Source organism: uncultured Bradyrhizobium sp. (genome assembly GCF_936928535.1).
GTDB lineage: Bacteria > Pseudomonadota > Alphaproteobacteria > Rhizobiales > Xanthobacteraceae > Bradyrhizobium.
Genome location: NZ_CAKZHY010000168.1, coordinates 1 through 26,742, shown reverse-complemented (window position 1 = coordinate 26,742; position 26,742 = coordinate 1). Strand labels below are relative to the sequence as shown.

The window sequence follows — 26,742 nt, the reverse complement described above, 5'->3', positions numbered from 1 at the left end:
CTACTGGTTGGCCTTCAGGAAGGGCAGTTTCGGTTCGATCAACCAATGCCCCTTACCAAGAGCGATACATTGCTCCACGAGCTGCTTCAACCTGACCGCAGTAAGCTTCAGGGAAGAGCGCCGGCTTCCCAACCCTCTAAGGTGGGGGCTGTTTGTCGGAATCTTAGAAGCGACAAGGTGGTTGAACTCTCTCAGGGTCTTTGCGTATGGACGGTAGATCTCCTCCCGAATGAATTTGGTGTACGAGGATCCATACGGGACATGCTTGGCGAGAAAAAGAGCGTCAAAGTGTATTTTCAAGGCGTGGAAGTGAAAGAAGATCAATGGCGCTCCGCGCACGTAGACCTTTCCATCCTTTTTGCTGAGTTCGTCCTGCCGAATATTCCAAGGTGCCAAATTGGCCCCTGGATGGCGTATAATTGTCAGCCTATTAGTAAGCTGAGAAAAGCTGTCTAAATATTTCTGGTCAGCATATCTATCTGATTCCACCATGTCGAAGCACCATTCTATACAGCGTGCTTGCCACCATCTCGAAACCGCCCTGCCTATGGTGTCATTTCTGAAGGAAACCCAGCCGACGTTGAAGAGACCAAAACGCTGGAGTGAAGGCTTGAGGAAATTGTGAGGTATGATGGCCACTGAATTGTCGCCCATTTCTTGAAGGAGTACCCTTGGATCATCAAAGAAAAATAGATCTCCGTCGACGTAAGTCACCACATCTCCATCGTCCGCCTGAGCTAATGTAAATTCCATCAATGACGGGGTGCAGGTGAAGTAGTACTCAACTTGAGAACGGTTCGCTCTTGCAGCGGAGAGGCCGGGCGTTGCCTTCTCAAGTATTTCCAAATTTATTAGCCGAACATTAGGTTTTCGGAGCTCTTGGAGCGCTTGGTGGCAAATTGAGCTTAAGCAAAGTATCCAGACTGTAGAGTCAGAGTCGAAACTTCGCATCGAATCGATCATTGCCAATCCGCGCGCAAGGTAGTTGTGATCAAACATACAACAGTAGTGGTGCTTCATTGGTAGCTCGAAATGATGCGTTCCGTGCGCATTTTTGCGGGGTCAGGTTAGTTGGGCATCCAGAAAACTATCGACACATCGAAAGCCATCGATCATCCGATCCAGTGTCAGTTCGCGATCTACGTACTCGCGTAACGATTTATGAAGACGCACCTGGGGATCTGAGCCATTAGCAAATATGGCTCGGAGAACCTCGGTCAAGCGTTCACTCGACCAACCATCCACAAGCCAACCCGTCACCCCCTCCTTTACGTAGCTAATTTCTGGATGGTGAAATGGGCCATTTGGCCCAGCGTTAAATGCGAGTACAGGTACATCATACGCGAGAGCGTGGTTAACGCTAAGTCCCGCCGCTCCGCCGATGATCGAAAGCTGCGCCCTGCGAAAATATGACGCGAGCACCTTTTCATCAAAGACCGATCCGGTAAGCACGACATTCTTACCCAAATATCTCCCGGCCGCAGCTTCAACGTGTTTTCGATCAGGGCCATCCCCGATTATTACGAGAGTCGCGTCTGGAAAAGTTTCGATGAGAGGGAGAAACCCGCGTACTACCAGTGGCAACGCCTTGTCTGGCGTAATCCTGCCAACTGACAAAATGGTGGGGCTACCGAGATGGGTTTCGAGCGGTATTGATGGCGTGCGCCTAATCTCCTCGACGTCAATCGTATTGGTGGCAACAAACCCTGGTGAATTCGCGCCGAGGCCCATCGATGTGCGGCACTCACTGGTATAGTAGATATTCCCATCAACTCCACTAAACAGCAGCTTTCGGAGGCCCTTTGAGGCCAGGCCGTGCAGAGATCCGATATTGAGCTCTGTGTTGAGTCCGTGTGACCAGAAGAGGACTTTAGGAGATCGCCGTAACAAGCGGCGGGCCGCCAGTTGCCAGCTTGAGCTCATTTGAAGAGAGAATTCCGAAATGATGGCTTCCGGTCGCAACTCAGAGAGAATTCGTCCGATAGGGACGAGAGCGCAATAAGGGGAGGCTGCATCGAGAAATTTGAAGGGGAAGAAGCGCGCGAAAGGCGCGGTTCTGTCGCGCAGTACGTGCAATCCGGTCCCTCTTGGCGGCTCGTCCGCGCAGGCCACGATCCAGCCGAATTCTTGATGAAGACGTTCGAAAAGTCTGACGCGGTAATGAGGGATGACACGCTGAAGAATGACTACGTTGCGCATTTTGCCCCGAGAGACTGTCTGTCGATATTGCGATTTGGCCTTCAAAAGACGGAACGCACGGCCTTAATTACTCTTGCAACCTGACCATCTGTCAGAAATGGGTGGAGTGGAAGTGACAGTATCCGTTGCGCTGCAACTTCAGTTCGCTCAAGGCCGCATGGGTCGATCGGAATTCGGCCCTGGTAGGCCGGCTGCAGATGAATGGGGGCCGGATAGTGGATACCCCAGCCGATGTTGTCGTCGGAAAGAGCTTGGCTGATTTTAGCGCGGTGCTCGGTGTTGATGACGTACAAGTGGTAGGCATGGGTTACTGGGTGACGGAGGGGCGGCGCAACAATTTCCGAAGGCAGCTCAGTATTGTAAGTTTCGGCGATCTCTCTCCTTCGGACGATCTCATTTGCCAGCTTCTTTAAGCGAATTCGCAGGAATGCTGCTTGAACCTCGTCAAGACGTGAGTTGGTGCCTCGGATATTGGAAATGCGTGTTTCGTCCCATCCGTACTGTCGCAGGGCTAAAGCCTTTTGCGCGGCTGGCGACTGATCGAAAGTAATAGCGCCACCATCGCCAAATGCGGCAAGGTTCTTTGTAGGGTAGAAACTGAACGCGCCCGCCGCGCCAAACGTCCCGACCGCTCGCCCGTTGTAAGTTGCACCATGGGCCTGCGCGCAATCTTCTACGAGCAAGAGCTTGTGCTCTTTACATATCAGCAGGAGTTCTTCGAGGGCGCAGGGCATCCCATATAGATGTACTGCTACGACAGCTTTGATCGAGTACGCTTTTGAGTAGTGTCGAATCGCAAGCTCGAGCCTCACTGGATCGATGGTATAAGTGTCTGCCTCGATGTCGACCAAAATAGGAACTGCGCCGCTCGCTTCTATGCCGCTTACAGTCGCTACTGCTGTGTGTGAAGCCGTGATAACAGCATCTCCAGCGCCAACATTCAGCGATGATAATGCAAGTGTGATCGCATCTGTTCCGCTTGCAACGCCGACACAGAAAGTCGAGCCGACAAAGGCGGCGAACTCCTGTTCGAATTTAGTCAGTTCGGGACCAATGAGATACCGTCCGCTCGCAAGTACCTTCTCGAGCGACTGATCGATCTCCGCCTTGTACTGCAGGTAGGCTGCCCCTGGAGCGCTTAATTCTATTCTTTCGCGCATATGCTTCGATCCGGTATTCTATCGTGCTGGAAAATTAAGCTGCCTGACATGTATCACAAAATTAGTTTCATAAGCTCTCACCGATGCCATTTCGAATTCTAGATCCCGCATCGAGTTATCCGGCTGTGGGTGGTGCGCGCTTTTAAGAGCCGCAAACATGCTTTACGCGATGAGGACCCTGTGGTTTCATTCATTGTATTATCAGATAGCGGCGGTCTCGCTCAACTAGATACTCGGTTAAGGTTAGCTTGGGCCGGAAGGGATGAGGAGGCGTCCTTAGTAGAGAAGACAGCACCGCTGCCTTCGCTTTTGGTTGTAAATGGAAGCCCAATTCGAACGCGACAATAACTAGTCGATCGCGATTGCTAAGAATGTTCTGTTTCGACTTGTGGACCGTGGAGACAAAGGATGGGCCTGAAGGAGTCAACTATATTTGTAACGGGCGGAGCCGGCTTCATAGGCTCCGCCGTGATTCGGCATGTCTTGACAGAAACGGAAGCGCAAATCGTAAACATTGACAACCTTACGTACGCCGCCAATCTGGATGCATTGTCTGCTGTAGCCTCTAATCAGCGGTATGCTTTTAGGAAGCTATCGATCTGCGATGGAACTGCACTGCGCGAACTCTTCCTTAAGTTTCGTCCCACCGCGGTAATGAATTTGGCCGCCGAAAGTCACGTTGATCGCTCCATTGATGCGCCTGCGGAATTCATTCAGACCAATATCGTTGGGACGTTCGTCTTACTGCAGGAGTGCCTGAGATATTGGCGCGGCCTGTCCACGGCAGAGCAGGCGCGCTTTCGGCTTCTACACGTCTCAACAGATGAGGTTTTCGGCTCTCTGGATTCGGAAGGGTGTTTCAATGAGCAGACACGGTACGCACCGAACTCTCCCTACGCGGCTAGTAAGGCCTCGTCTGATCACCTTGTTCGGGCGTGGTGGCACACTTACGGCCTACCGACTATCGTGACGAATTGCTCCAACAACTACGGACCTTATCATTTTCCAGAAAAGCTCATACCGCACATGATAATCAAGGGGATGTCAAACGAGCCGCTCCCCGTTTATGGAGACGGAAACAATGTACGCGACTGGCTGTATGTGGAAGATCACGCGCGCGCATTGACGCTTGTATTGGAGAAAGGCGTAGTAGGTGAAACCTATGCGATTGGTGGGCGCAGTGAGCGCACCAACTTGAGCGTAGTAGAAAGCATTTGCGATCATCTCGACGACATATCGCCGGCTTCACATGGTTCGCGGCGAGATCTGATAACGTTTGTTCAAGACAGACCCGGTCACGACAGACGCTACGCCATCGACTGCTCAAAGATAGAGCGTGAACTTGGCTGGCGCGCAAAAATGGATTTTAGCGAGGGCTTAGCTAAGACTGTGATGTGGTACTATGAGAATCGCAAATGGTGGCAGGACATCCTCAATCGCGGCTATCGCAATACTAGGCTTGGGCTCGGGGAGGCTAAGTAGCGGCTAGTAGGTTCGATGGAGAAGTCCTGCTGCACAATTTTGTCGAGCAGCCCCATATTGGGAAGGTTTGATCACATCAAGAAACTTCCTCGTGGCCTGGCACTTGTATATGCCCGCGGTCTTTCCTGACTTGCATTTCGACCCATTCATAGGTTTTTTCGAGACCCGAACGCAACGATGCAGAAGGTTTCCAGCCAAGTTTTTGGTAAATAAGCCTGTTGTCCGAGTTTCTGCCACGGACTCCGAGCGGTCCAGGAATGTGCTTCTTTGTGAGCTTCTTGCCAGCGATCTCTGAAACCAAGTCCACCAACTGGTTGATTGTGACCATTTCCTCAGAGCCAATATTAACGGGCCCTGAGAAATCTGAGCGCGTTAGCCGCGTCGTGCCTTCCAGGCATTCGTCGACGTAGAGGAAGGATCGCGTCTGTGAACCATCACCCCAAATCTCGATCTCGCCTCCGTTACTCGCTTTGGCAACCTTTCTGCAAACTGCAGCAGGTGCCTTCTCCTTGCCGCCGTCCCAGGTGCCTTCTGGTCCGAATATGTTATGGTAGCGGGCGACCCTGTTCCGCATCTGATAATTGCGATTATAAGCAGCGTACAGTCGCTCCGAGAACAGCTTTTCCCATCCGTATTCGCTATCGGGAGCAGCCGGATACGCGGACTCTTCAGAACAATTAGGATTATCTGGATCTGTTTGATTGTGTTCAGGGTAGATGCAGGCAGATGACGAATAAAAAAGTCCTCGGATCTTACGCTTTTGGCAAACCTCCAGCATGTTCAGATTAATGGTCGCGGAGTTGTGCATTACGTCCGCGTCATGTTCACCAGTGAATATATAGCCCGCGCCACCCATGTCGGCCGCCAGCTGATACACCTCATCGAAACGACGATCCACGACCTCGCGACAAAACTCTTGCGCGCGAAGGTCGCCGAGGACAAAGTCGTCTGCCTGACTTTCCGAAAAAGGCGGAAGCTTCAGGTCGACCCCGCGCACCCAGAAGCCTTCTCGCTTAAGGCGCTTAACGAGATGACCTCCGATGAAGCCGCCTGCGCCACAGACGAGTGCAGAGCGCGAATTTCGGGTTGTCATTGCTTCTCCTTTCGAATCTTCTCAACGTTGGTTGCATACCTAAAAACATATTCAAAGCGGTTTGCTACTTGCTTTATATCGTAGTTAGCTTTGGCAAACTCGCTTGCTTTTCGCCCAGCTGAAGTCCTAAGCTCGTCGTTCTCCAAGAAGCTCACTGCTGCTTTCAAGAAAGCTACCGTGTCCGCTGGATGCACAACCAGTCCTGCACCACTCTCATGAACAGTTTTCGCAGCCAGATTTTCAAAAGGCGCGGCTAACAACACGGGGCGGCCGGCGCAAAAGTAAGCATTGACTTTAGATGGCACCGAAAACGCTCCGGCGTCCGGCTCAATTGTGGCGAGAGCAACGTCGGACGTGCCAAGGACGAGTGCTAGATCGGAAAAAGCTTGAAGCGGTAGTAGGACAAGATTATCGATCCCCTGCTGGCGCTTAGCATTTTCGAGAAACGTCGTCCCTACACCTTGGCTGACAACCACAACATTGGCTCTGCCAACGACTTCTTTTGCCAGCTCCACCAAGAGCTCTGGATTGTGTTTGAAACCCAGCGTGCCAGTGTATAGAAAATTAAACGAGTGCTCTAGATGATGTTTTTGGGCCCAAGCATTGTTCTTTGGCTGCGGAGTGATATCACGTGCTGCTCCCCAATTCTCGATAGTGAAAACTTTTGTATCCGTGCCTGACCAGCGTTTCGCCAAATCAGCGAAAGCGTTCGTAATCACGACAATTGCATCAGAGTTGCGGAACTGATTGCGCTCTAAGAACCTGTAATAGCCCCCAACTAAGTAGCCTAGAATACCTATTTTCTTTTGGAGGAGACGCGTCACCGCGATGCTATAAAAGTCCTGCACCCAGAAGACGAACAGGGCGCCGGTCCGCTTGCACGCGGCAATGATCGAGGATTGAGCCTCTGTCGGGGTGTTGCCTGATATCACCAGCTCGGGTCTGCTCGAAAGAATGTGTTCGGCAATGCGTTTTCCATAGGCCACATCGTCAAAACGACGACGTACGAGCGATGTTTTTTCATAAGCGCGCGCGAGTGTGACGCCGATGAAGTTTAGGCATATCGGGTCCTCGCTTGAACGCTCCAAGCGTCCTTTCGGACCTTGATCTCCCCGAAAATACAGATGCGTGGTTTCGTGTCCCCTAGCTGCAAGCTCGCGGCTAAGATCGGCTTGAAATGGATGACCAGCATAGTCGTGCACGAAGATCTTCAAATCGATTCCAATTTTCGTTATCTAAAGTAGGTGTTGATCTTCCGAAATCCACTCAGAGAGTACTTACGTTTCCGTAAAAATGTTCTAGGCCACGCGCGGATCGGGACTATCTAGTGGCGGTAGGCGCCGATGTCATTCGAATTTTCCAGTTGAAGAGTGGGCTCTCCAGTCATTAAGAGCGGATTTCAAATCAAACTGCGGAACAAAGTGCGTCTGCTCGAGCCACTTCGGAGAAATGTTTGTCGATTTGTAAAGTTTTTCTATCCGGGCTTGGTTAATTGAAGTCTTGATGCCTAGTCTGTTCAAATGTTCAAAAAGTGAGCCGATGAACAGCATAATGCGTAGGGGAAATACAAGACTCGGCTTTGCAGCGTCGGTAAGCTCGCAGAAAGCAGCGCATATTTTTTCGGTCGTGAATGAGTCTTGGTATGCAAAGTTGTAAATCGTGATGCGATCCGTTTTTTCGGCGGCGAACATTAGGGATTTCACCAAATCTTTGACGTAACCGCACGCTTTGATGGTATCTTTGCGGCCTGGGTATATGAACAAGTGGCGAGCGAGTAGGGCCGCCAATCGAGTAAAGTTTCCTCTCTCACCGTAGCCGAAGATCACTGCAGGACGAACTATAATCAACCTCCGATTGGAAGGCTGCTCTGTCTGCCATGTTTGATGTATTTGCTCAGCTAATACTTTTGAGCGGCCGTAATGACTCTCGGGGAGCAGAGGTGCTTCCTCGCTCTTCTTTGCTTCGCTGGGACCATAAACCGAAATCGAGCTTGTAAAGAATAGTGTTCGCGCGTTCGCTCTGCGAGCGTAGTCGGTGACGCATATCGCGCCAGATACATTTGTCCAGTAATACTCCCAATCCTGATGCCCCGGAGTCACGTGAACGGCTGCCAGGTTGTATATCTCCGAAACGTCAGGAGCGAGGTCAGTCGGAATGCATTTGGTAACGTCACAGTAGACATAATCGACGCCGGCTGTGCGAAAGCGGGGAGATGATGCTATGTCAGCGCTTACCACACGACTGTACTTACCGCTGGTGGCAAGTTCTCTCGCAAGATGACATCCGATAAAACCGTGTCCGCCGAAAATGACCGCTATCATGGCTTTCAATCACGATAACTCGAGCTTGATATTTGAAAATCTTGCTTATTCGGTTTAAGGACCGAGACGCATTCCACCACTGTCTAAAATGGCACTTTCAAGATGCTCCTTTTACCACATTGATTGTGCTTTCTGTTATCGACGCAATATCAACGTTAACATCTTGGGGTTGGTTAGTAGGCATCAGGTTGCCGAAGGAGTACGATGAGTGTTCTGATCACTATTTTTAGGTCCAACCACAAGCTCCAATGGTTGATGTACCAAAGGTCGTGCTCAACTCGCCGCGTCATTTGTTCAATGTGGTAAGTTTCGCCCCGGTATCCATTTACTTGCGCCCAGCCAGTCAAGCCGGGTTTGACGTGGTGACGAAAAGCATAGTTTGCGATCAGCTGTTCGTATTCAGAGTTATGCGAAATGGCATGGGGGCGGGGTCCCACGAGGGACATATCGCCGCGGATTACGTTAAATAGCTGCGGCAGCTCATCGATGCTGGACTTCCTGAGTAGCCGGCCAACGCGCGTCACTCGTGGATCGTTTCTGGTGGCTTGCTTGATTTGCGGACCGTTCTCCAAGACATGCATTGTTCTTAGCTTGAAGATCTCAAATGTATCGCCATTGAATCCGTCCCGCTTCTGACGGAACAGAATAGGCCCTCGTGAATCTAGTATGATGAAGAAGGATGCCGCCAACAGGAGGGGTAACACCAGCACAACGCCCGTCGAGGCGAAGACTAAATCGAAGCAACGCTTCGCAATGAGCTCGGCGCGAGTCAGCGGAGCGCGCTGCAGCAATGCGGTCCAAGTATCTCCCACGTGAATTGCCGGATAGCTCAGAAAGCGCGCGGCGCGTCCATCTGGGAGGAGGTGGACCGAAATTGGAAGCACGCAAAGCGTGCTTAGGATGCCATCAATTATGCGATCGTTTCGCCAATCAACAAGAAGATAGACGTCTTGGATGTGTTCGCTTCGCGCTAGTTGGATCAAATCTTGAAGCTTAAAGGTCAGCGATGCGGCTATACCGGGCGAAGTAATCTCCCCCTTAGAGATGTCGTAAGTCTTGATCGGTGCATATCCATATGAGAGGAGCTCGCGCAGGGCACGAGACAAGTTTGCCTCTCCTTCTTCGGCGATCACAATGATTCTCTTTTGCGCGAACAGGCCCGTTGTGAGCGATCGCGAAATGAAGTGAGCGACTATGTACCTCCAGCCCAAAAGGGTGATTATGCCTCCCGTGAAGAAGATGATCGTGGCCCCACGGGAAAAGTCACTGCTGATCTTCATCGTGAACGCGACTACGGCGAGCAAGCCGAATAGGCCCGACCACGTCAGCATGATCTCCCGCGCCTGCTGAGGGCGCCGCATCAAATTCTTCAAGCGGTAATTCCGTCGCGCGGTCATGATTGCCACGAAATTAACCGCGATGATGAGGCCCAGGCCGCCGTAGGGGAGGGCGTGCTCTGCAGAGCCGCCCGTTAGCCAATAATAGGTTGAGCTCGAGATAAGACCCGCGGCCACGATCAGCAGCACGTCTATGGCGGCAACTGTTGCCTCTGCTACCTGGGGCCGGAGGAATCCTCCCTTTTTCCTCAGTGGAACTGGCGAACTCCGTTCCGAGGGATCTGCCGAAAGTGGGTCGCCGATAGAGACCCGTGAAAAGCCAGGAACTTTGCTCATTAACACTTTCCCGGCCAAGGTCGGGCTAAGAACTGTCTAAAAATAACCTAAGTTATGGTAACCCGGTTTTAACCGGTGCCTCAAGCGTTTAGCTGCTCTTTTGGTTAAAAGTGATAGGTATTTTGATACCAAGTCTATGGAGGTGGACTTTTCCAAGGAATTCTGTGAAATGCCGCTTGGATGGTAATGCTTAGGGGAGCGGCGATGACGCGTCAGTTCGGTATGGGGTGTGCGGTAGCGTTCGCAATTATCACAGCGAGCTCGGGTGCGGCATTAGCCTTGGGACCTGTTGCAACGCCGCAGATTGAAGAACCCGGTAACGTACTTCAGGCCTCGTTCTTCGGTCGTCCCTATCCGTATGGCTACACGGGATGGGGTCCGTGCATCCGGTACGTCGAGGTTCAGACACCTCGTGGGATCCGCATCCGTCGCGTACGGGTTTGCCGATAGACGATTGCGCTCGGGAGTGAGAAGCGCCCCGATTAGACCGCGAGGTTCGGCGCGGCGCCTGCTTACTATCAGAGGTCAACTTAAGCGCTTTACATGTTATAATGCGCTACGCGCGCTTCCGTGGGTAGTATGTCACCTATCAGGGAGAGGTGGCGATGCGAGAACGGCAATTGACGTTTGAAGAGCGCGCTCGGTGGGGACAATGCCCCGTCTGCAAGGCGCCGGACGGCTCAGCGTGCGACAGCACGATTGGCATCCCTCGAATCTTTGATTTTGAGCTGGCGCGGGAGCTCCACATGGGGCACGCCTGCGGTGCGCACCGTCGGTTGTGCGCGAGATCGGCGTCAACTGAGCCGCTGCCGGCGCTTCTACCTGAGCGCGATGCACGCTGCGATTGCAGTCGTTTTCTATCGCTACAGCGGGAACCAAATGCGACTTCGCGAATTCACTTTGAAATGCCGCGAATCACTGTTGAGATTGTCTCATAAAGTAAAGATCCGCGGCACGTCGGAGGAAAGCTTGGGCGCGCTCATTTGGGGACTGCTTGGAGTTTGGGGCGGTATCAACTTCTTGATCGGTTGGCGCTTGATTACGCGGAAAGAGCCTGCCGCCGCCGAGGAGCCCGCTTCCTTGTACCTGGTCCGATAACTATCGTCACAGCTCGGAACGTGACCCGGCCGATCGCGGATCGAGGTTTTACTGATGCGCGTGCTGCTGCTACTCATTTTTTTCGTTACGATCGGTGTTCTGTCCGTCCAGGGCGAAGCGCATGCGCAAGCCGGCACGGGAGGGACCAATGATGGGCCTGCGGCTTCGGGGATGGTTTATCCGATGCGTCCGAGGGTAGGACCAGCTGTAAGCCAGCCTGTGCCGAATGCCTATCAGTGGTATCCGCCTCAGCAACCCCAGATAAGGTTGCGGCGCGTTCGCCCCGTGTCTCCGAATCCGGTCCGAACAAAGTAAGTCTCCGATTTCGACTGCTGAGCGCGTCGTCCCGCGCAACATTGGACCCTTACCGTCGCCCGTTGATGAACGCGGGATTTACGCACCCTTCGATTGCTCTTCGCCCAACGGAATTCTCAGGCCGGCCGGCCGCGGAAATTCGCTTCGAAGCTAGGACATCGAATAGATCTTGACCCGGACCCCGGGCGGCTGTCGCGGGCCATGGCTTCTATTCACCAAGCATTCGTGAGGCGCGTAGCGACAAGGAAGGCTTGGTGCGGCGTGTCGATGACGCTCAAGCACGTTGCTACGGTCACGAGCAGTGAAGCTTCAGGTCTTTTGCGGACTCGCGTCCGAATTCTTGCTCGGAGGGGATGGCGCCGGCACCTCTCCATTCTTCGACATGCAATCCTTGAAATAGTTCTGCCGATCCGGGCTCATGGAGACGGCGCCCGGGCGCTTAAACGGGTAGACCGTGTAGGCGTAGTGAAGGCAGCGTTTCGCGACCTCGGCCGTCGGAGCGGCTGATACGGTGCTGGTGGAAGATGCCATGAGCGTGGCAGTAGCAATCAGTAGGGCTCTAAAGCAAAACGGGTTTCGGGAATTCATTGATTCTTCCTAAGCCAATTTGGCGAAGGCTACCGACGTGAAGGATCAGTGTCCATCACGGGAGCTCCTCCTGTTTGTTATAGGCTGCGACAAAACTTGGCAGGTGCGAGGGTTTGCAAAACGTACTATGCTTGTCCGAGGCGAGCCGTTCGATATTCGTCTGCGAAGCGGCAATTCTTCGTCACGCCTGTTTGGAGATACTTATGAAGAACTCAGCCCTTGTTGGCACAGCCGTCCTCACCGCGGCCTTGTGGAGCGCTCCTTTCACAATCCAGCGCACTTCAGTTAGCCTTTCCGTAGGTGTTGAAACTGCAGCCGCTGCCGAGCTAGCGATCCCGGAACACAGGAGCGTCTCGCGTCACGTTCGTTACGGTGGCTATTACCGGGAGCGGTCTTACGACCTGCTCTGTGGTGGGCCGTACGTTGGCGGAGGCTGGAATGGCGGAACGTATTGGGGCGGCCCATGGATGGACTTGAGGTGCTACGGCGCTCCTGTCGAGCCGGTCGTAGAAGTCGAGCCAGTTGTGCGCGTCAAAGGCTGACCAGCACTTCACAAGCATTTCATGAAAGGGCGGGCCTTTGGCCCGCCTTTTTTCCTTCGCTAATCCAGCAACCAAGCCTGTTCCCGCGGCTTGCGCGAACCGCCTTCGATTGATCGAACTTTCCGCAGCAACCAATAATTGGAGTGCAAACCGGGACTGTCGCTGGAGTTTACCACTTCGCAGGAAGAGCTGGAAAGCTCTTATCCCCTCCGGGTATTCATGATATTTTAGATTTAGCTTTTTGCTGGATCGACTTTTTCGCGTTCGGAGTTTTTGATGACTTTCAATTATAAGCTTTCTGGGAAGAGAGTTTTCGTTGCCGGTCACAATGGAATGGTTGGATCGGCGATCGTGCGCAGGTTGGCTGATGAGCAGTGCACCGTACTGACAGCCGATCGCCGCCATCTTGATCTCGCTGACGCGGATCAGACCAGGCGCTGGTTCGAAAAGAACAGGCCAGAGGTCGTGGTGCACGCGGCCGGAAAGGTCGGCGGTATCTCTGCCAACAATAGCCTGCCGGTAGAATTCCTGTGCGATAATCTTCGGCTTGAACTTAGCGTCATGTCGGCCAGCCATGACATCGGCGTCGAGCGCCTGCTGTTCCTCGGCTCATCATGCATTTATCCGAAATTCGCCAACCAGCCGATCCGGGAGGAGGAACTTCTGGCAGGGCCGCTCGAACCTACCAATGAGTGGTATGCGGTGGCCAAAATTGCAGGCTTGAAGATGTGCCAAGCCTATCGACGGCAGTATGGGGACGATTTCATCTCGGCTATGCCCACCAATCTTTTCGGCCCGGGGGACAACTACCACCCCGAGCACAGCCACGTGCCGGCTGCTCTTCTGCGCCGCTTTCACGAAGCGAAACTTTCAAACGCACCTTCGGTCACGATTTGGGGGTCTGGTAAGCCCCTGCGCGAATTCCTGTACGTCGATGACCTTGCTGACGCGTGTGTCTTCCTTTTGCAGAATTACTCCGATCACATTCCGATCAATATCGGTGCAGGTACAGACCTTTCGATCAGAGACTTCGCCGAAGCTGTCGCTGAAACGGTGGGCTTTAGCGGAGAGTTTATTTTCGACACAAGCAAGCCGGATGGGACTCCTCGAAAATTGCTCGATAGCTCACGGCTTAATGCGCTCGGGTGGCAGTCACGAACCTCATTGCGAGATGGTCTGGCCGCCACTTATCGCGACTTCCTGCAGGGCGGAGGACGCCATACCCAACCGGCGGAGAAGAGGGCCATCGCTGGGTAACGGGCCGTACGTTGGCAGAGGCAGGAAAGGTGGAACGTACTGGGGCGGCCCATGGATGGACTTAAGGGGCTGCGGCGCATTGTCGAGCCAGTCGTAGAAGTAGAGCCACTCGTTCGCGTCAAAGGCTAATCAAACCCGGCTCCAAAAAAGCGCAAGGGGCGGAGCCCGTCGGTCTGCTCCTTTCGGTTTTCCTGTGATCTAAAACAGCTGCTGGATCTCCAAACAAGCTCTAAGGGATCTTGCGCTTCAGCGCATCAATTCCCGCTTCGGTGATGCGCAACCTGCCGTCCAGCCGCTCGATCCAACCTTTCTCCAGCAATCGAGACACCGTTCTCGGGCCGACGCTTCCAGGGATCGGCTGCGCGGTAAGCACAGCCTGGAGTCCAAGCCGCTCCGCATAATTTGGAACGTGAGAGGGGCGGGCAGGCATGTCACTCCCGGGCCGGGGAATGATCTTCGGGCTTGATCGAGAGACGCGCCTCAGTTGTGACTCCCGATTGTCGAAGTTGACGATCGTAGCGCTGAGCCAGGTCGAGCAGCCTTCGCTTAGTGAACGGATCAGCACGTTGAGCGAGGTCGCGAACGGCGGCGAGCCGATCTTTCAAGAATCCTTCGTCCATTGGAAACACCGAACAACAACTACTATCAATGGCGAAAGACTAACTCGCCCGCGGGGAAACTGGAAGCCTCGCGGCCGAACTACCGCCGGTTCAAAAACGCCCAAATAGCGTGCACCCACGGCTTGCCTGAGCGGCGGGGTTGGATAACTTCAAACCAATCGGCCGATCGAGCCGGGCTTCTGGCCGCAAGGCGCCGACCGAAGCGTCAATGCGGTCGCCAAACTAACGTGAACCAGGAACTCTTGCCTTCGCCACCTGAGCAATGCCTGGCGCGAACCAATTCAGCGCCATTCCGAGGGCCCCTCCTGCCATCTTGTAAAAGGCATCAATCAGCCTGGCGTGCCTGTCAGGCGTAAGCAGCTGCAAGGCCTCCAATGCAATTGCGCTTCCGATGACTAGCAAAACCACAAGGACGATGCGGTTGGGATAGGCCCGTGCAAATACTAGGCCCAGCGCAAAGAAAGCCACGAAATGCTCAAGATGAGGGGCCGCGATGACCGGACGATCGTAGATCGGCCCAAGCGTGAAAAACGCCACGAGCGCCAGCAACAACCAGCCGGAGATGAAATAGAGCTTAGCCATACCGTTCATTAGCGAGAGCTCGATCCCCGCGCAATGGGTTCGGCAGTCGGCATTTCGCCTGTTCAGCTGCCGCGATCGTCGCCTCCCTCCGCGAGCGCCACTCTGCCAAGCGAACCCGCGCACCTGTTGATGTATCAATTTATTTAGTCCAAGAAGCCGCCCGATGAAACCAACCATCGGACGGCTAGTCCCCTTGCGAGTTCCGGTCGCGTCGGGGCTTGCGTCAGCACATCGGGCCATCTCTCCGATCCGGCGGCAGTATCTCCACTTGTTTTCGTCTTTGGTGATGGTCGTACCAGTGAGCCGCAATCAGCATGACCGCGATGGTGAGCAGGCCGCCAACAAATCCGATGTGATGGGCGTAGAAACGGACGCCAAGCATCGCGATTGCATCAACCACAACGCAGGCCGTGAGCAACGTGATGCCGTATATCACGTTGCCGTTTTGACCTCTCGTCGCTTGCCCCGATCTCGAACGCTTGCTCATTGCGGTTGCGCGTCGGTTGTCCCGAATGCTGCCGGGTACACTTGATCCCGCGCAGCAAACCCGGCGCTCGCGTGTGCGGGACTTGTCGCCCATAGTTCCCTTGCGACCGGCAGCGGCGAAATCTGCACGTTGGCCCACCAGGCTCTTTCGTTGCCATGCCGGTGCAGCGCCTGATGATGGGACCGGCAAAGCGGGACCGTGAATTCGTCACTGACTTTGCGGCCCAGGGCTCTGGCTTGCGCAAATTTGAGGTGATGAGGGTCCGAAGGGGTTCGCTTGCAGACGAGGCAAGGCTGCTCCCGCACGAAGGCGAGATGCGCCTTGCTCCTCTTGCGTGGCGGCTCCTTAGGACAAGCAAGGCTGCTTGCCGTTCTATCGGGAGGCAGCGGCTGGGCTTCTTCTACGCTCGCGATCGGTCCCTCGCGTTGGGCCGCGTCGGCAGGGAGCATATGGATGTCCAGAGACCTTTGGACATCCGGCTTATCGAGGGTGGCGGGCGCAGCCGGCGCCAGCATGCTTTCATAGGCCGCTTCGACCGATCGAGCGTCCGGCTCGCGAAGAGTGTTCTTGAGAGGCAGGCTCGCCTTGGCCCAGGCGATGAGATCCTCGCCGCCTGCAAGAGAGGCAAGCTGTCCCAGGAGCCGATCCCGGAGGTCTGCCGAGTCCTGAGGCGCGAGAACGGGGGACCGGTTCAGGATGCCCTTGGACGGCTTTGCTTTGGGCCGTGGAGCAGGCTGGGGAGCGACGCCCGCAGGAGGCCCGGCGATGACGTCGGGAGCGTCCAAATCGTCCTCGCCTGCGATACCCACCAGGGCGAACAGGGCGTAGCGGCGAGCGTAGGAAAGTGCCGCTCCCATCCGGTGTGGGGCCTCGACGTCCTTGCCCGCGCAGACCGGCAAATCAGAGGAAATCCATTCCCCGGAGGAATGGGCGAGCAGGGTGGTTAGATGGATATGGCCGGTGGCCTGCTCGATCCGGGTGGTCTGGATGGTCGCAATCTCCTGCCGGCTGAGGGTCTTGCGGACGATGTCCAACCCCGACGCCAAGGAGGCGTAACGGAAGGTCCGATCGTCCTCCCGTGGAAAGGGCGAGCGGATGACTGCGGTCAGGCTTTTTTCGGGGTTGGTCAGCTCAGCCTGGGCTTTGGCCAGGGCAGAGGCAATCGCCCCGATGCGCTCACTGGACTGGTGCATTGACCGCCTCCACCGGCAGAGCGTCAAAGCTGATGGCGCCTGCCTTGGATCGCTTGGCCTTGATGCCGTGGCCGGTTGCTTCCTTGGCATCATCCGGGACCAGCTTCTTCAGTTCGGCCTTCGCCAGCTCGTGCTCGCCGTGCGCCTCCTTGGTGCGAAGGTAGCTCGCGGCAAATTCCGCCCACAGATTGGATGGCGCCATGTCTACGACCTTGGTCGCTTCAAGTCTTGGTCGCGGCGTTTCGATGTTGAACAGGACGGGGCGTTCGCCGCTTTGAACACAGCGCCAGAACTTCTTCTCGGCCGTGAGCAGCAAATGCTGATAGAGCGGGTCGGCATGAACCTTGATCTCGACCCATTTGCCGCCGCCCGTGATGATCGAGAGGACCGACGAACGGGCGGCGACAACCCACATGTTGTGCTGCAGCTGCGCCATGTGCTTCTCCGCCGCAGCCTCTTCAGTGAACGCCCAGGGCAGCATGAACTTGGCTTCGAACACCGCGCCGGTCTGCTCGACGATTCCGTCGAGTGTTGCAGCCATCCACTTATGGGCCGGGTGACGAACCCGCTTCTGGATGTCCTTGACCGTTTGCCCCGTTGAGCGCTGGTACCAGGCGCGATTGAGAACTTCTGTTATGGTGCCGAGCTGGACGATCAAATTGTCTGAGAGGTCTTCCGGCTCGACTTCCCCACGTTTTTCTTTCCACAGGCGGACGAGCTTGTCTTCATCCTCGCCCATGATGATGCGGGCGTCCGAGCCGCCAATAAAATGTCGGCGATTATTGGCCTTGAAGCTGATAAGTCGCGCGGTGAACGGCAGCTGGGGCGCGTTGTCGATTTGAACGGTACTCAACGGAATCTCCTGCTTTGGACTTGAGCGGCTAGTTGCCGCACTGCCCTAAGCCCCGCTGCCGCGAGGTGAGATACCGATGCCGTCTGCGCCGGGCAGAATCAGTAACGCTCCGATCGCGAAAGAATGCCAGTCCTTTCCTGAGCAAGATCGTTGCTCTTTGCGCAGCTTCCTGAGCACAAAGTGCTCAGGGACGCTCACTCCACCATTCCGGCCACTTCACCTTCTTTGGCAGGCGCGCGGTGGCGATAACGAGACGCTGCTGCTCAACTGTGAGCGGCTGTGGCAGACGCGACAACGCTGCTTCGACGATCCATGGCTCCAGCTCCATGCGGGCAGACTCGCTGTAGGGATCAATCTTGGTAGCCATCCCCAGCCGCTCTATCGCGTGGCTGACGCTGCCGGGGGCAACAGCCAAAAGAGTGATTTGAAGAGGCGCATCAAATTTGCGTTTCGTTTTTGCCTGTTGAATAAGGTCGAGCGCGGTCCGCGCGGCGAGGCCTCCGCCTTCTAACCCGCGTTTTAGCAGCTGCAGGAGAAAGGCTTGGGCAGCTGTCACTTGCCGTTCGCGTCCGCCTTCGCGAATCGTCACCTTCCGCTCAAGTACCGCGGCATAGGGTGCGAGCGATGCTCGTTGTTTGCGGGGCCGTCCCGCTGGATTGCCGCTTTGACCCTTGACGAAGCGCGTGCTCTTCGGAGGCTTGCGATAGCCAACCTCGCTGCCGCAATCCACATCGTGATCCCATCGTTGCTCGTCCGGTAGCTTATCCGGCATGATCAGCTCCTGTCTCAGTCAGGCCAAATGAGGCTGTCTGGATCGCGCGTGCAGCGTTGGACTTCCTCATAGTCCCTTCGCTCGAGAGGTTCGCGTCTGCGGCGGAGCGCTAACTGTGTCGCCCATGGCTCGAGCAGGAGCTGTGCGCGAGGCCAAATCACATCCGGATCCGCTCGCTCCGGATTGTGGTCGGCAATCCCTAGGAGCAAGAGCGCTTCATCAGCGTTGTCTGGGTCCGGCGAGCTAAGATATGGCAAGGATTTGCGCGGCGGCCTCGGCGCGTTCTGCGCTTGCCACTCTTCATAGGCCATGATCCACTTGAGCACCTCCTTGACGGCCATGCGTTTGCCTGCGAGCGCATCCTTGAAGGTTCGCTCTTGCAGCGCCTCCTCCGCCGATACCTCACGGGTTTTGTTGCCCATCGTCACCGTGAGCGTCTTCTCCAACAGCACCTCGAACGCGGAGCTCATTCTCTTGCCCGACCCACGCGGCCGCCCCTTGGGATTGCCGCTGCGGCCTTTGGGAAACCAGCCAGCGTTCTGCGTTTTATTGGAGCCAGCCTGGTCGTCCATTACGCTGCACCTTCCTGCTCACGGCGAGGTTCAAGGCCTGTTAGGGCCGACCACCTTTCAAGCGCGATGTCCACATAGGCCGGATCGATCTCGAGCCCGCGGAAGCGGCGCCCGGTGCGCTCGGCGGCCAGAAGGCTCGTTCCGGATCCCAGGAAGATGTCCAGCACCAGATTGCCGTGCCGCGTGACGTCCTTGATAGCATCCGCAACGAGGCCGGTAGGCTTTACCGTCGGATGAAGGCTGAGATCCTCCTGCCGGTTTCGATGCATCGAGTTGACCGACGCATAGTCCCAGACATTGGTGCGGTTGCGGCCGTGCCTGCCAAGTTCGATCATGTTGAGGTGCGCCGCGGTGCCCACGCGATAGACGAACACCAGCTCATGCTTGGAGCGGTAGAGCGATCCCATCCCTGCGTTTGACTTGTTCCAAATGCAGAGGTTGAGGAGCTCGCCATAGACGGATGATCCGACCGCCGAGACACTGTCCATGTGCCGCCAGTCCATGCAGACAAAATGGACCGCCCCCTCACGCGAGATTGCCGCCGCGGCACCCAATGTCTCAGAGAGGAAGGCGCGGAACTGTGGTTCACTCATCTCGCCCGAGGCCATGGCGAATTCGCCATGACGGCCGGCCGGATTGGCATTACCCTTGATGCGGACATTGTAGGGCGGATCGAGGAAGGCGACATCGACGCGGTTCTCGCCGCCGAGGACCCGCTGCAGGAATTGTCGCTCTCGCGCATCACCGCAGCCGATGCGGTGCTCGCCGAGAATCCAGATGTCACCTGGCCTTGTGCGAGGCGTTGCCGGAAGCGGCGGAAGAACGTCTTCGTCCGGCGCGGCCGATTTGGCGAGGATGAAGTCGATCTCGCCTGTTGAAAAGCCCGTCAGAGTGACATCAATGTCGAGATCGATCGCGGCGAGCTCTCCGAGTTCTTGTTGCAGGATCTCAAGATCCCATCCCGCATTGAGCGCGATCTTGTTATCGGCGATCCGCAAGGCCCGCTTCTGCGGCTCCGAAAGGCCGGTGAGTGTAATCGTCGGCACCTGCGCAAGGCCCATGGTCTTTGCGGCTTGAAGCCGGCCGTGCCCCGCAATGATACGGGCTTCAGGGTCAATGAGAATGGGATTGGTGAATCCGAATTCCGCGATGGAGGCCTTAAGCTGCTCGATCTGGCGCTTCGGATGGCTCCGCGCATTGCGCGGATCGGGAATGAGATCGCCGAGGGGGCGATAGATGATGGAGTGCTGCGAGAGCGCAGCTGCAGAGAATGCTTTGTTCATACGCACCCAAATAATGGGAAGTCGGGTGAATTAGCATCAGCCCGGCGTGCTCTACGCGAAGCTTATTCACCGATTTCACCGATCGCGATGAAGAAACGTATCGGCGAGCTGTGGACGACGAAGTCCGGACAGCCAGAGTGCTGTCTGCTTGGCGATCTGGATCCGTGGGGATGTGATCCGGCGCAATGGTGCGGTTGATTACTTACCCAGCCGTAATGATGACTCGTGCACGATGGCCCCATCCGTGCCCGCCGTCATGACCAACTAAGGATGCTCGCGGCGAGGTGTGCGTCGGGCAAGCTCACGAAGTCGAACCAGCAGCTCTGCTTTCAAATCCGGCAAGTGTCGGGGATCGATCTCTCCCGAAAACACTTTGGCCAGCTCGCGACACACAGCACCGATAGCCAGATCTTCCTGATTAATCTCCATGCTGTTTGAACGCCCAGGCTGAAGACTTGTTCTAAAACCCTTCTGCATCATGTCGGGGCTGCCCTCGAGCGCCAGCGCGGTCTGCCATCACGGCTTCTGCGTCCAGGTTCACTCGGGATGGCACGAGCGTTTCGCTCGCGATCTGGATCCCTGTTTCACGCCTGCAGTTTCCTGTTAAACGCCTGTTTTGGCAAGAACAGGGAATTGCGGCGCCGATCATCTATGGCGATGAGAGGTCAACGCAATTTCAGGCTACTCGCAGGCTACGCTCGATGCGAGGCCTGTTTCCGGCACAGTACATTCCCGAAATTCCCTGTTCTGCTCGCTCCCCGCGACCACGGAATTAGGTTTGCTTCGATCTTCCAGAAGGCGGGAACAAAGGTGCCATTCTTTAACTTGTAGCTGCAGGTAAACCATTTTGAATGCGGTTACGCAGGCCGCGCGCTTCGCGAACGCTGCTCAACCTGGAAAGGGTGCCAAGCCTGGCGCAGGAGAAGTCGGGCTCTCTTGTCTAAAGTGATCAACAACACGCAGGAGGAAAACAGCTATGAATGGGATTATCTATATAATCGGATTGATCGTTGTGATCGGCGCCGTTCTTTCTTTCTTCGGGCTTCGATAGGCGAGGTGATTGGCGATATTTTGATGGCAGTCTCCATTCAGACTGCAGGCGCATTTTGGATCGCACGATCAGGGGTACGGCCGGATCAATGTCCGCTTCTTCCTCCGATAGCGGCGCAAGTGCGGACAGAGCTTGACGTCAGGGTTGACGGTAAGCTGCCAAAACGGTCCCAAAATCTGACGTCTCGTCTGTCCCGATCCACGGACCTCAATCCGCCTGGGGTTCACCCGAATTCAAGATCGTCGGCCCAACCTGCAGAGAGGACAGGACCGCCGACGAGGCCACGGTCGATGACGGCGCGTACCGCCGGCTCTGCTACCAGATCGGTGCGGGTCATCAGATTTCGAAGATCAAATCGGCCATCGGGGCTGATGGTCTTAAGCGAGGCGAGCAGCTCAGTGACCTCGCCGTCGGCTCCAAAAGGCAGGAGCAGCCGCTCATACGCCACCTTGCGGCCATCTGAGTCTTCTAGGTGAGAAACGGTGTACACCGGGCATCGCCGTGCAACACATAAATGATAAACGGGCATCACCGAGGCTGCCAATCGCGGTCCGACATATTCGTCCAGTCGGCGCCCTTTTCCCGTTTGGCCATAAGCGGTAGCCATTCGCGTGCCCTCGCTTTCGATCGTGAGAACGGGAGGCCACGCCGTAGCATCGACGGAGTAATAAACCAGATCGTCGGCTTCTTCTTTCAGGCGGCCGGGCTCATACTCGGAAAGATTTGGCAGCCTTTTCGCCCGCGCGTAAAGCCGGCACCATGTAATTAGGAGGTCGCGCTGGCGGATCGCGGTCACGACGGCTGGCGTCTGGCTCTGGAAATCCATGGGCTGCGGACCTGGAAGCTACCGCCTACGCTAATTCGCATCTGACTAATGGGGCCTTAACGCACGATGGCACGCCCAACACCATCGACCAAAGCAACCAATGTCAGGCGGGTCAGCGGATTGTCCGCATTAGTGAATCACGACGGTTTGGATTGGTTTTATCAAGTCGGTCTACCCCCAAGACCCGACATATTCTCGGCGGTGGGAAGCGGCGGCGTGGGCCATGAGCTGAGTTAAGAGAAAGTGCAGTTTCTGGGGCGCAAAGCGGACCTCGCGCTTGTGGGAATTGTCAGATGCGCCGAGTCTCATTTCCCCGATTGTCTTAGCTCGGTGGCATCGATGTCGGATTGCCTTTCTAGAATAAAGTTGAGCGTCTTCGCGACAGACGTTGCTCTATGAGCAGATAGAGCCGAGCACCGACACAACGCGAGTGAGCAGACAGTCCGCAGCGTCGGCTCCTGCCGACAACGGTAATCCCTTCTTGCCGATTTATTGAGCGTTTTGCTTAATCTTTACGCAACCTTCAGGCATTTGGAAGAAAACTCATGTTCATGAGACTTCACCCTCGCAACGCTGCAGAGGTACTATCATGCGCAAGAACCTTCCGGTCACGGCGACTGAATATCCCATTACGGACGAGACGCTGATCGTCTCGAGGACTGATCTCAAGGGAAAGCTCACCTACTTCAATGATCAGTTCGAGAGGGCCGCCGGGTTTTCGGCCGACGAGTTGATGGGCCAGCCGCACAACATTGTTCGGCATCCCGATATGCCAGAGGCGGCTTTCGAAAATCTTTGGCAGACGCTCAAAGGCGGGAAGCCGTGGTCGGGTGCGGTCAAGAACAGGCGCAAGAATGGTGATTTCTACTGGGTGCTGGCGAACGCGTCGCCAATCCGCGAAAACGGCGAGGTCACAGGCTACACCTCAGTTCGGACAAAACTTCCTCAGGACCAGCGTACAGAGGCCGAGAACGTCTACGCCCTCATGCGGGCCAACAAGGGACAGGAGTATCAGATAAGCGCTGGCATCATTCGCCGTCGATCAATCCTGGACAAGCTATCGTTTTTCACCGGCACGTTGAGGGCGCGCCTAACGACCTTGGTCGCGATCCTTAGCTTTTTCATGCTTGTTGCGGGGGTTGCCGGACTTCTGTCCACCAATGCCAGCAACAGGCGAATGCAATCGATCTATGAGGACCGGACGATCCCGCTGGCCCAACTGTTCGAGATCAACGACCGCATGCTGCAAAACACGGCGGTGCAGCTCGCAGCTGCGGCTGATGGGCGCGCCGGCAGATCAGTTGGCGACGTCGCTGCTGTAGTCAACGGAAATATCGAGAAGATCTCAGGAGTTTGGGCCGACTACTTGGCCACTTATCTGACGCCTGAAGAGAAGATCGTGGCCGAGAAGTTCACCGTGAAGCGACGAGCCTACGCGGAGAATGCGGTCAAGCCTTCGCTCGCCCTGCTTGGAGAACACAGATTTGACGAGGCATCCTCTCTGTTGGCCGGTAAAGCGCGTCAGCTTTTCGACGAAGCGAAGCATGAGCTGGATGCGCTCGTTGCAATACAGGTGAAGGAGGCGAAAGCAGAGTACGAGGCGGCGCAACATCAGTTCTATATAACGATTGCTATCGTCGGCCTTATGGTCCTTGCCGGCCTTGCTTTCGGCGGATTCATAGGTGTGCAGACCATCCGCTCCGTGCTGCGTCCATTGAAAGTGCTTAACGAGGCAATGCTCAACGTTACGCTCGGCAAGCTGGACAACGCCATCCCCGTCGAGAAAGATGATGAGCTTGGCGAAGCTCTTCGCAATATGCGCAGTGTGCAGGCGATCGTCAGATTCAATGCCGAGGAGGTAAAGGCGGTTCAACGCGCCGCTGAGGCAAGGCGCAAGGCTGACATGGACAAGCTGGCAAACGAGTTCGAGGGTACGGTTGGAAGCATCATCCAGACAGTATCTTCTGCCTCAGGCGAGCTTGAGTCCTCTGCAACCAGTTTGTCGTCGACCGCCACAAGATCGCAGGAACTGGCGACGCGAGTCGCCGCTGCGTCGGAAGAGGCCTCGACAAACGTTCAGTCAGTCGCCTCGGCTACGGAAGAGCTTACCTCGTCGGTCAATGAGATCAGCCGACAGGTTCAGGAGTCGGCCCGCATCGCCAATGGAGCAGTGGAACAGGCAAGATCGACCAACGCGCGGGTCGCTGAACTTTCTAAGGCGGCGGCCCGGATCGGCGACGTCGTCGAATTGATCAATACCATTGCAGGACAAACTAATTTGCTCGCTCTCAACGCGACCATCGAGGCGGCCCGTGCCGGCGATGCTGGTCGGGGGTTCGCCGTGGTAGCTTCCGAGGTAAAAGCCCTTGCCGAGCAAACCTCGAAAGCAACCGGAGAAATCGGGCAACAGATTTCCGGTATTCAGGCCGCGACGGAGGATTCGGTTGTCGCGATCAAGGACATCAGCACAACGATCGAGCGCCTCTCGGAGATCTCCTCCACCATTGCGGCTGCGGTTGAAGAGCAAGGTGCTGCGACGCAAGAAATCTCGCGCAATATACAGGAAGCCTCGCGCGGTACGTCAGACGTAAGTACGAACATCGTCGATGTCGAGAACGGCGCCAGCCAAACAGGAGCAGCATCGGGCAGTGTCCTGTCCGCCGCGCAGTCGCTCACGCAGGAGAGTCGCCGTCTTCAGCAGGAGGTCGACCAGTTCCTGAGAACGGTACGGATTGCGTAAGGCGGGATCGGCCCAAGTCGTGAGCACGCCGCCAACAAACCAACAAATCCGATGTGGTGGGCATATCTCCAATACTTACAGCCCGCGCATGCATTCTATGACGGGCGCGTAATGTCCAATTTCATTCTGCAGGCGCTGGGGAATAGAGATGTCACGCTCTTATGACACGGGCGGGCAGTCGGCAGAACGGTACGATCAGGGAGGCGCTTAGGCTACCTGCCTCGTCCTTCCACAGTTGCCGACAGGTTTCACATAGCGCTTGAAAGGTGATCGGCCCAAACCATGATTACCCCAGCCACCATGACTGCCCCAGCCACCATGATTGCCCCATCAGTTGCGGGGTGCTTATGCTCTCCATAAACCCAGCCTAGCAACGGGCGTTTGCTCAAACTAGCGATGGTCAAGGTTGCTCGCGGCGAGGTGAGCGTCGGACAAGCTCACGAAGTTGAACCAGCAGCTCTGCTTTCAAATCCGGCAAATGTTGGGAACTGATCTCTCCCGAAAACACCTTGGCCAGCTCGCGACACACAGCACCGATTGGCAGATTTTCCTGATTGATCTCTATGCTCCTTGAACGCCCAGACTGAAGACTTGTTCTATCCCTTCTGCATCTCTCCGGCGGCCCTCGACTACAAGCCACGGTTGCCATCGCGGTCTCTGCGTCCAGGTTCGTTCGAGATGGCACGGGCTTTCGGTCGACCTGCATTCCTGTTTACGCCTGCACCTGCCTGTTCAGCGCCTGTTTTGGCAAGAACAGGAATTTAGGGCGCCGATCATCTATGGCAACGAGAGGTCAATGCAATTTCAAGCACCTCAGTGGCTCTGTTCGGTTTGAGGCCTGTTTCAGACGGAGTACATTCCGCAAATTCCCTGTTCTGTTGGTTGGCGCCATCCTTATGGTGGGTGTTTTGGGCCAAAAAAGCCCGTATCGTCTCTCAGCGGGGGCTTGGCAATTTGCAGGCCTTCGCTCCATGATCGGCCCATTGGACGCAACGCACGGCGGGAAGCTCGACTGACATGAGACGTCTCAAAATCTGGCGCCGGTGGTTTGCGCAGAGATTCGGCTTTGCGCGACTTTTATGCCTTGGGCTGCTGGTCGTCTTCGCGGCCCTGCGGGTCTGGGATCCGCCGCCGGTGCAGGAGCTGCGGCTGCGCACCTTCGACATCTTCCAGCTGATCGATCCCCGTCACAAGGCGGAGCGGCCGGTCACAATCGTCGACATCGACGACAAAAGCCTCGTCAAGTTCGGCCAATGGCCGTGGCCGCGCACGCGGATCGCGGACATGATCATCAACCTCACCAACAACGGTGCGGTCGCGATCGGCTTCGACGTCGTGTTCTCGGAGTCCGACCGCCTCAATCCGGATCTGGTCGCCGGCCAGATGCGCTATCTCGACGACGCCACCCGCGCCAGGCTGCGCGAATTGCCGAGCAACGACCAGATCCTCTCCGACGCGATCAGACGCTCGCGCGTGGTGCTCGGCGAGACCGGCCTGCCGGCGGTCGAGTCCGAGCTTGACAAGACACTGCCCTTCACCGGCGTCGCGACGGTGGGCGAGGAGAACGCCGAAAAATTCCTGTTCGAATTCCCAGGCCTGCTGCGCAACGTGCCCGTCATCGAGAAGGTCGCCGCCGGCCGCGGCCTGTTCTCGATCAAGACCGAGCGCGACGGCCTGATTCGCCGCGTGCCGATGATCATGCGCACCCAGGGCAACATGATCATGCCCTCGCTGAGTCTGGAGATCCTGCGGGTCATCACGGGAACGCCGACGCTGCTGGTTCGGACCGACAAGACCGGCATCCGCGCCATCCGTCTCAAGGGCGTCGAGATCCCGACCGACAAGAACGGCCAGCTCTGGGTGCACTATGCGCGCCAGGATCCCTCGATCTACGTCTCGGCCGCCGACGTGCTCGACAACACCGTGCCGCCAGGCAAGATCAATGGCAAACTGGTGTTGATCGGCACGTCCGCGGCCGGTCTGAACGACCTCAAGACCACGCCGGTGTCCTCGACCATGCCCGGCGTCGAGATCC

At 56.0% G+C, this 26,742-nt stretch carries 21 protein-coding genes; 4 read left to right on the top strand and 17 right to left on the bottom strand.

All coding sequences use genetic code 11. The annotated features are described in order from the left end of the window. From Q0687_RS31920 to Q0687_RS31910, 3 genes are all read right to left on the bottom strand, one after another. The gene (locus tag Q0687_RS31920; RefSeq protein WP_298885722.1) at positions 1 to 963 is read right to left on the bottom strand and encodes a hypothetical protein; all 963 of its coding nucleotides are present in this window, start codon (positions 961 to 963) and stop codon (positions 1 to 3) included. 99 nt (positions 964 to 1,062) lie between these two features. Then, positions 1,063 to 2,199 carry a glycosyltransferase family 4 protein gene (locus tag Q0687_RS31915; RefSeq protein WP_298885720.1) on the bottom strand — a complete coding sequence of 379 codons (1,137 nt, stop codon included), beginning with the start codon at positions 2,197 to 2,199 and terminating at the stop codon, positions 1,063 to 1,065. A 41-nt stretch (positions 2,200 to 2,240) separates the two neighbouring features. Further along, entirely contained in the window at positions 2,241 to 3,359 is a 1,119-nt protein-coding gene (locus Q0687_RS31910) for a DegT/DnrJ/EryC1/StrS family aminotransferase (protein ID WP_298885718.1), read from the bottom strand. Positions 3,360 to 3,767: 408 nt separating this feature from the next. Between Q0687_RS31910 and rfbB the strand changes: the two genes are divergently transcribed. After that, entirely contained in the window at positions 3,768 to 4,841 is a 1,074-nt protein-coding gene (gene rfbB / locus Q0687_RS31905; protein ID WP_298885716.1) for a dTDP-glucose 4,6-dehydratase, read from the top strand. A gap of 76 nt (positions 4,842 to 4,917) precedes the next feature. Here rfbB and Q0687_RS31900 read toward each other — a convergent pair whose 3' ends face one another. The 4 genes from Q0687_RS31900 to Q0687_RS31885 form a co-directional block, all read right to left on the bottom strand. Beyond that, positions 4,918 to 5,934 carry an NAD-dependent epimerase/dehydratase family protein gene (locus tag Q0687_RS31900; protein WP_298885714.1) on the bottom strand — a complete coding sequence of 339 codons (1,017 nt, stop codon included), beginning with the start codon at positions 5,932 to 5,934 and terminating at the stop codon, positions 4,918 to 4,920. Then, the gene (locus tag Q0687_RS31895; RefSeq protein ID WP_298885712.1) at positions 5,931 to 7,148 is read right to left on the bottom strand and encodes a glycosyltransferase family 4 protein; all 1,218 of its coding nucleotides are present in this window, start codon (positions 7,146 to 7,148) and stop codon (positions 5,931 to 5,933) included. The genes Q0687_RS31900 and Q0687_RS31895 overlap by 4 nt, the downstream gene beginning before the upstream one ends. Positions 7,149 to 7,280: 132 nt before the next feature. Then, a complete protein-coding gene (locus Q0687_RS31890; protein WP_298885710.1) occupies positions 7,281 to 8,255 on the bottom strand; it encodes an NAD(P)-dependent oxidoreductase in 975 nt (324 codons plus the stop codon). Between the two features lie 173 nt (positions 8,256 to 8,428). After that, a complete protein-coding gene (locus tag Q0687_RS31885; protein WP_298885708.1) occupies positions 8,429 to 9,928 on the bottom strand; it encodes an undecaprenyl-phosphate glucose phosphotransferase in 1,500 nt (499 codons plus the stop codon). 2,819 nt (positions 9,929 to 12,747) lie between these two features. Between Q0687_RS31885 and Q0687_RS31880 the strand changes: the two genes are divergently transcribed. Next, positions 12,748 to 13,728 carry a GDP-L-fucose synthase gene (locus Q0687_RS31880; RefSeq protein WP_298885706.1) on the top strand — a complete coding sequence of 327 codons (981 nt, stop codon included), beginning with the start codon at positions 12,748 to 12,750 and terminating at the stop codon, positions 13,726 to 13,728. A 431-nt stretch (positions 13,729 to 14,159) separates the two neighbouring features. Here Q0687_RS31880 and Q0687_RS31875 read toward each other — a convergent pair whose 3' ends face one another. The 10 genes from Q0687_RS31875 to Q0687_RS31830 all read right to left on the bottom strand — a co-directional run bounded on the left by Q0687_RS31875 (position 14,160) and on the right by Q0687_RS31830 (position 21,967). Beyond that, positions 14,160 to 14,348, bottom strand: a complete 189-nt coding sequence (locus Q0687_RS31875; RefSeq protein ID WP_298885704.1) for a hypothetical protein — start codon at positions 14,346 to 14,348, stop codon at positions 14,160 to 14,162. A gap of 222 nt (positions 14,349 to 14,570) precedes the next feature. Then, positions 14,571 to 14,939 carry a VanZ family protein gene (locus Q0687_RS31870; protein ID WP_298885702.1) on the bottom strand — a complete coding sequence of 123 codons (369 nt, stop codon included), beginning with the start codon at positions 14,937 to 14,939 and terminating at the stop codon, positions 14,571 to 14,573. 214 nt (positions 14,940 to 15,153) lie between these two features. Then, positions 15,154 to 15,417 (bottom strand): hypothetical protein, encoded by a 264-nt coding sequence (locus Q0687_RS31865; protein WP_298885700.1) that lies wholly within the window; start codon positions 15,415 to 15,417, stop codon positions 15,154 to 15,156. Next, positions 15,414 to 16,610, bottom strand: a complete 1,197-nt coding sequence (locus Q0687_RS31860) for an ERF family protein (RefSeq protein WP_298885697.1) — start codon at positions 16,608 to 16,610, stop codon at positions 15,414 to 15,416. Before Q0687_RS31860 ends, Q0687_RS31865 begins: the two co-directional genes overlap by 4 nt. Then, positions 16,594 to 17,430 carry a YqaJ viral recombinase family protein gene (locus Q0687_RS31855; RefSeq protein ID WP_298885858.1) on the bottom strand — a complete coding sequence of 279 codons (837 nt, stop codon included), beginning with the start codon at positions 17,428 to 17,430 and terminating at the stop codon, positions 16,594 to 16,596. The genes Q0687_RS31860 and Q0687_RS31855 overlap by 17 nt, the downstream gene beginning before the upstream one ends. Before the next feature lie 217 nt (positions 17,431 to 17,647). After that, positions 17,648 to 18,235, bottom strand: coding sequence for a DUF5681 domain-containing protein (locus Q0687_RS31850; RefSeq protein ID WP_298885695.1), 588 nt, complete (start codon positions 18,233 to 18,235; stop codon positions 17,648 to 17,650). A 14-nt stretch (positions 18,236 to 18,249) separates the two neighbouring features. Continuing rightward, complete coding sequence (locus Q0687_RS31845; protein ID WP_298885693.1) at positions 18,250 to 18,807, bottom strand: DUF5681 domain-containing protein; 558 nt, start codon at positions 18,805 to 18,807, stop codon at positions 18,250 to 18,252. Continuing rightward, the gene (locus Q0687_RS31840; protein ID WP_298885691.1) at positions 18,807 to 20,090 is read right to left on the bottom strand and encodes a DNA methyltransferase; all 1,284 of its coding nucleotides are present in this window, start codon (positions 20,088 to 20,090) and stop codon (positions 18,807 to 18,809) included. The genes Q0687_RS31845 and Q0687_RS31840 overlap by 1 nt, the downstream gene beginning before the upstream one ends. A gap of 264 nt (positions 20,091 to 20,354) precedes the next feature. Beyond that, entirely contained in the window at positions 20,355 to 20,570 is a 216-nt protein-coding gene (locus tag Q0687_RS31835) for a hypothetical protein (RefSeq protein WP_298885689.1), read from the bottom strand. A 794-nt stretch (positions 20,571 to 21,364) separates the two neighbouring features. Further along, positions 21,365 to 21,967, bottom strand: coding sequence for a PAS domain-containing protein (locus Q0687_RS31830; protein ID WP_298885687.1), 603 nt, complete (start codon positions 21,965 to 21,967; stop codon positions 21,365 to 21,367). Between the two features lie 589 nt (positions 21,968 to 22,556). Here Q0687_RS31830 and Q0687_RS31825 point away from each other — a divergent pair. Both Q0687_RS31825 and Q0687_RS31820 read left to right on the top strand, forming a co-directional pair. Continuing rightward, positions 22,557 to 24,707, top strand: coding sequence for a methyl-accepting chemotaxis protein (locus Q0687_RS31825; protein WP_298885685.1), 2,151 nt, complete (start codon positions 22,557 to 22,559; stop codon positions 24,705 to 24,707). 1,017 nt (positions 24,708 to 25,724) lie between these two features. Then, on the top strand, positions 25,725 to 26,742 hold a 1,018-nt coding region (locus Q0687_RS31820), incomplete at its 3' end, for a CHASE2 domain-containing protein (RefSeq protein WP_298885683.1).

Excerpts from the sequence above, each read along its gene's own strand:
- Q0687_RS31915 (WP_298885720.1), bottom strand. The coding sequence starts at position 2,199 with ATGCGCAACGTAGTCATTCTTCAGCGTGTCATCCCTCATTACCGCGTC.
- Q0687_RS31920 (WP_298885722.1), bottom strand. The coding sequence starts at position 963 with ATGATCGATTCGATGCGAAGTTTCGACTCTGACTCTACAGTCTGGATA.
- Q0687_RS31885 (WP_298885708.1), bottom strand. The coding sequence starts at position 9,928 with ATGAGCAAAGTTCCTGGCTTTTCACGGGTCTCTATCGGCGACCCACTT.
- Q0687_RS31830 (WP_298885687.1), bottom strand. The coding sequence starts at position 21,967 with ATGGATTTCCAGAGCCAGACGCCAGCCGTCGTGACCGCGATCCGCCAG.
- Q0687_RS31900 (WP_298885714.1), bottom strand. The coding sequence starts at position 5,934 with ATGACAACCCGAAATTCGCGCTCTGCACTCGTCTGTGGCGCAGGCGGC.
- Q0687_RS31910 (WP_298885718.1), bottom strand. The coding sequence starts at position 3,359 with ATGCGCGAAAGAATAGAATTAAGCGCTCCAGGGGCAGCCTACCTGCAG.
- Q0687_RS31845 (WP_298885693.1), bottom strand. The coding sequence starts at position 18,807 with ATGGACGACCAGGCTGGCTCCAATAAAACGCAGAACGCTGGCTGGTTT.
- Q0687_RS31835 (WP_298885689.1), bottom strand. The coding sequence starts at position 20,570 with ATGATGCAGAAGGGTTTTAGAACAAGTCTTCAGCCTGGGCGTTCAAAC.
- Q0687_RS31825 (WP_298885685.1), top strand. The coding sequence starts at position 22,557 with ATGCGCAAGAACCTTCCGGTCACGGCGACTGAATATCCCATTACGGAC.
- Q0687_RS31870 (WP_298885702.1), bottom strand. The coding sequence starts at position 14,939 with ATGAACGGTATGGCTAAGCTCTATTTCATCTCCGGCTGGTTGTTGCTG.
- Q0687_RS31890 (WP_298885710.1), bottom strand. The coding sequence starts at position 8,255 with ATGATAGCGGTCATTTTCGGCGGACACGGTTTTATCGGATGTCATCTT.
- Q0687_RS31880 (WP_298885706.1), top strand. The coding sequence starts at position 12,748 with ATGACTTTCAATTATAAGCTTTCTGGGAAGAGAGTTTTCGTTGCCGGT.
- rfbB (WP_298885716.1), top strand. The coding sequence starts at position 3,768 with ATGGGCCTGAAGGAGTCAACTATATTTGTAACGGGCGGAGCCGGCTTC.
- Q0687_RS31860 (WP_298885697.1), bottom strand. The coding sequence starts at position 16,610 with ATGCACCAGTCCAGTGAGCGCATCGGGGCGATTGCCTCTGCCCTGGCC.
- Q0687_RS31840 (WP_298885691.1), bottom strand. The coding sequence starts at position 20,090 with ATGAACAAAGCATTCTCTGCAGCTGCGCTCTCGCAGCACTCCATCATC.
- Q0687_RS31875 (WP_298885704.1), bottom strand. The coding sequence starts at position 14,348 with ATGGACGAAGGATTCTTGAAAGATCGGCTCGCCGCCGTTCGCGACCTC.
- Q0687_RS31850 (WP_298885695.1), bottom strand. The coding sequence starts at position 18,235 with ATGCCGGATAAGCTACCGGACGAGCAACGATGGGATCACGATGTGGAT.
- Q0687_RS31865 (WP_298885700.1), bottom strand. The coding sequence starts at position 15,417 with ATGAGCAAGCGTTCGAGATCGGGGCAAGCGACGAGAGGTCAAAACGGC.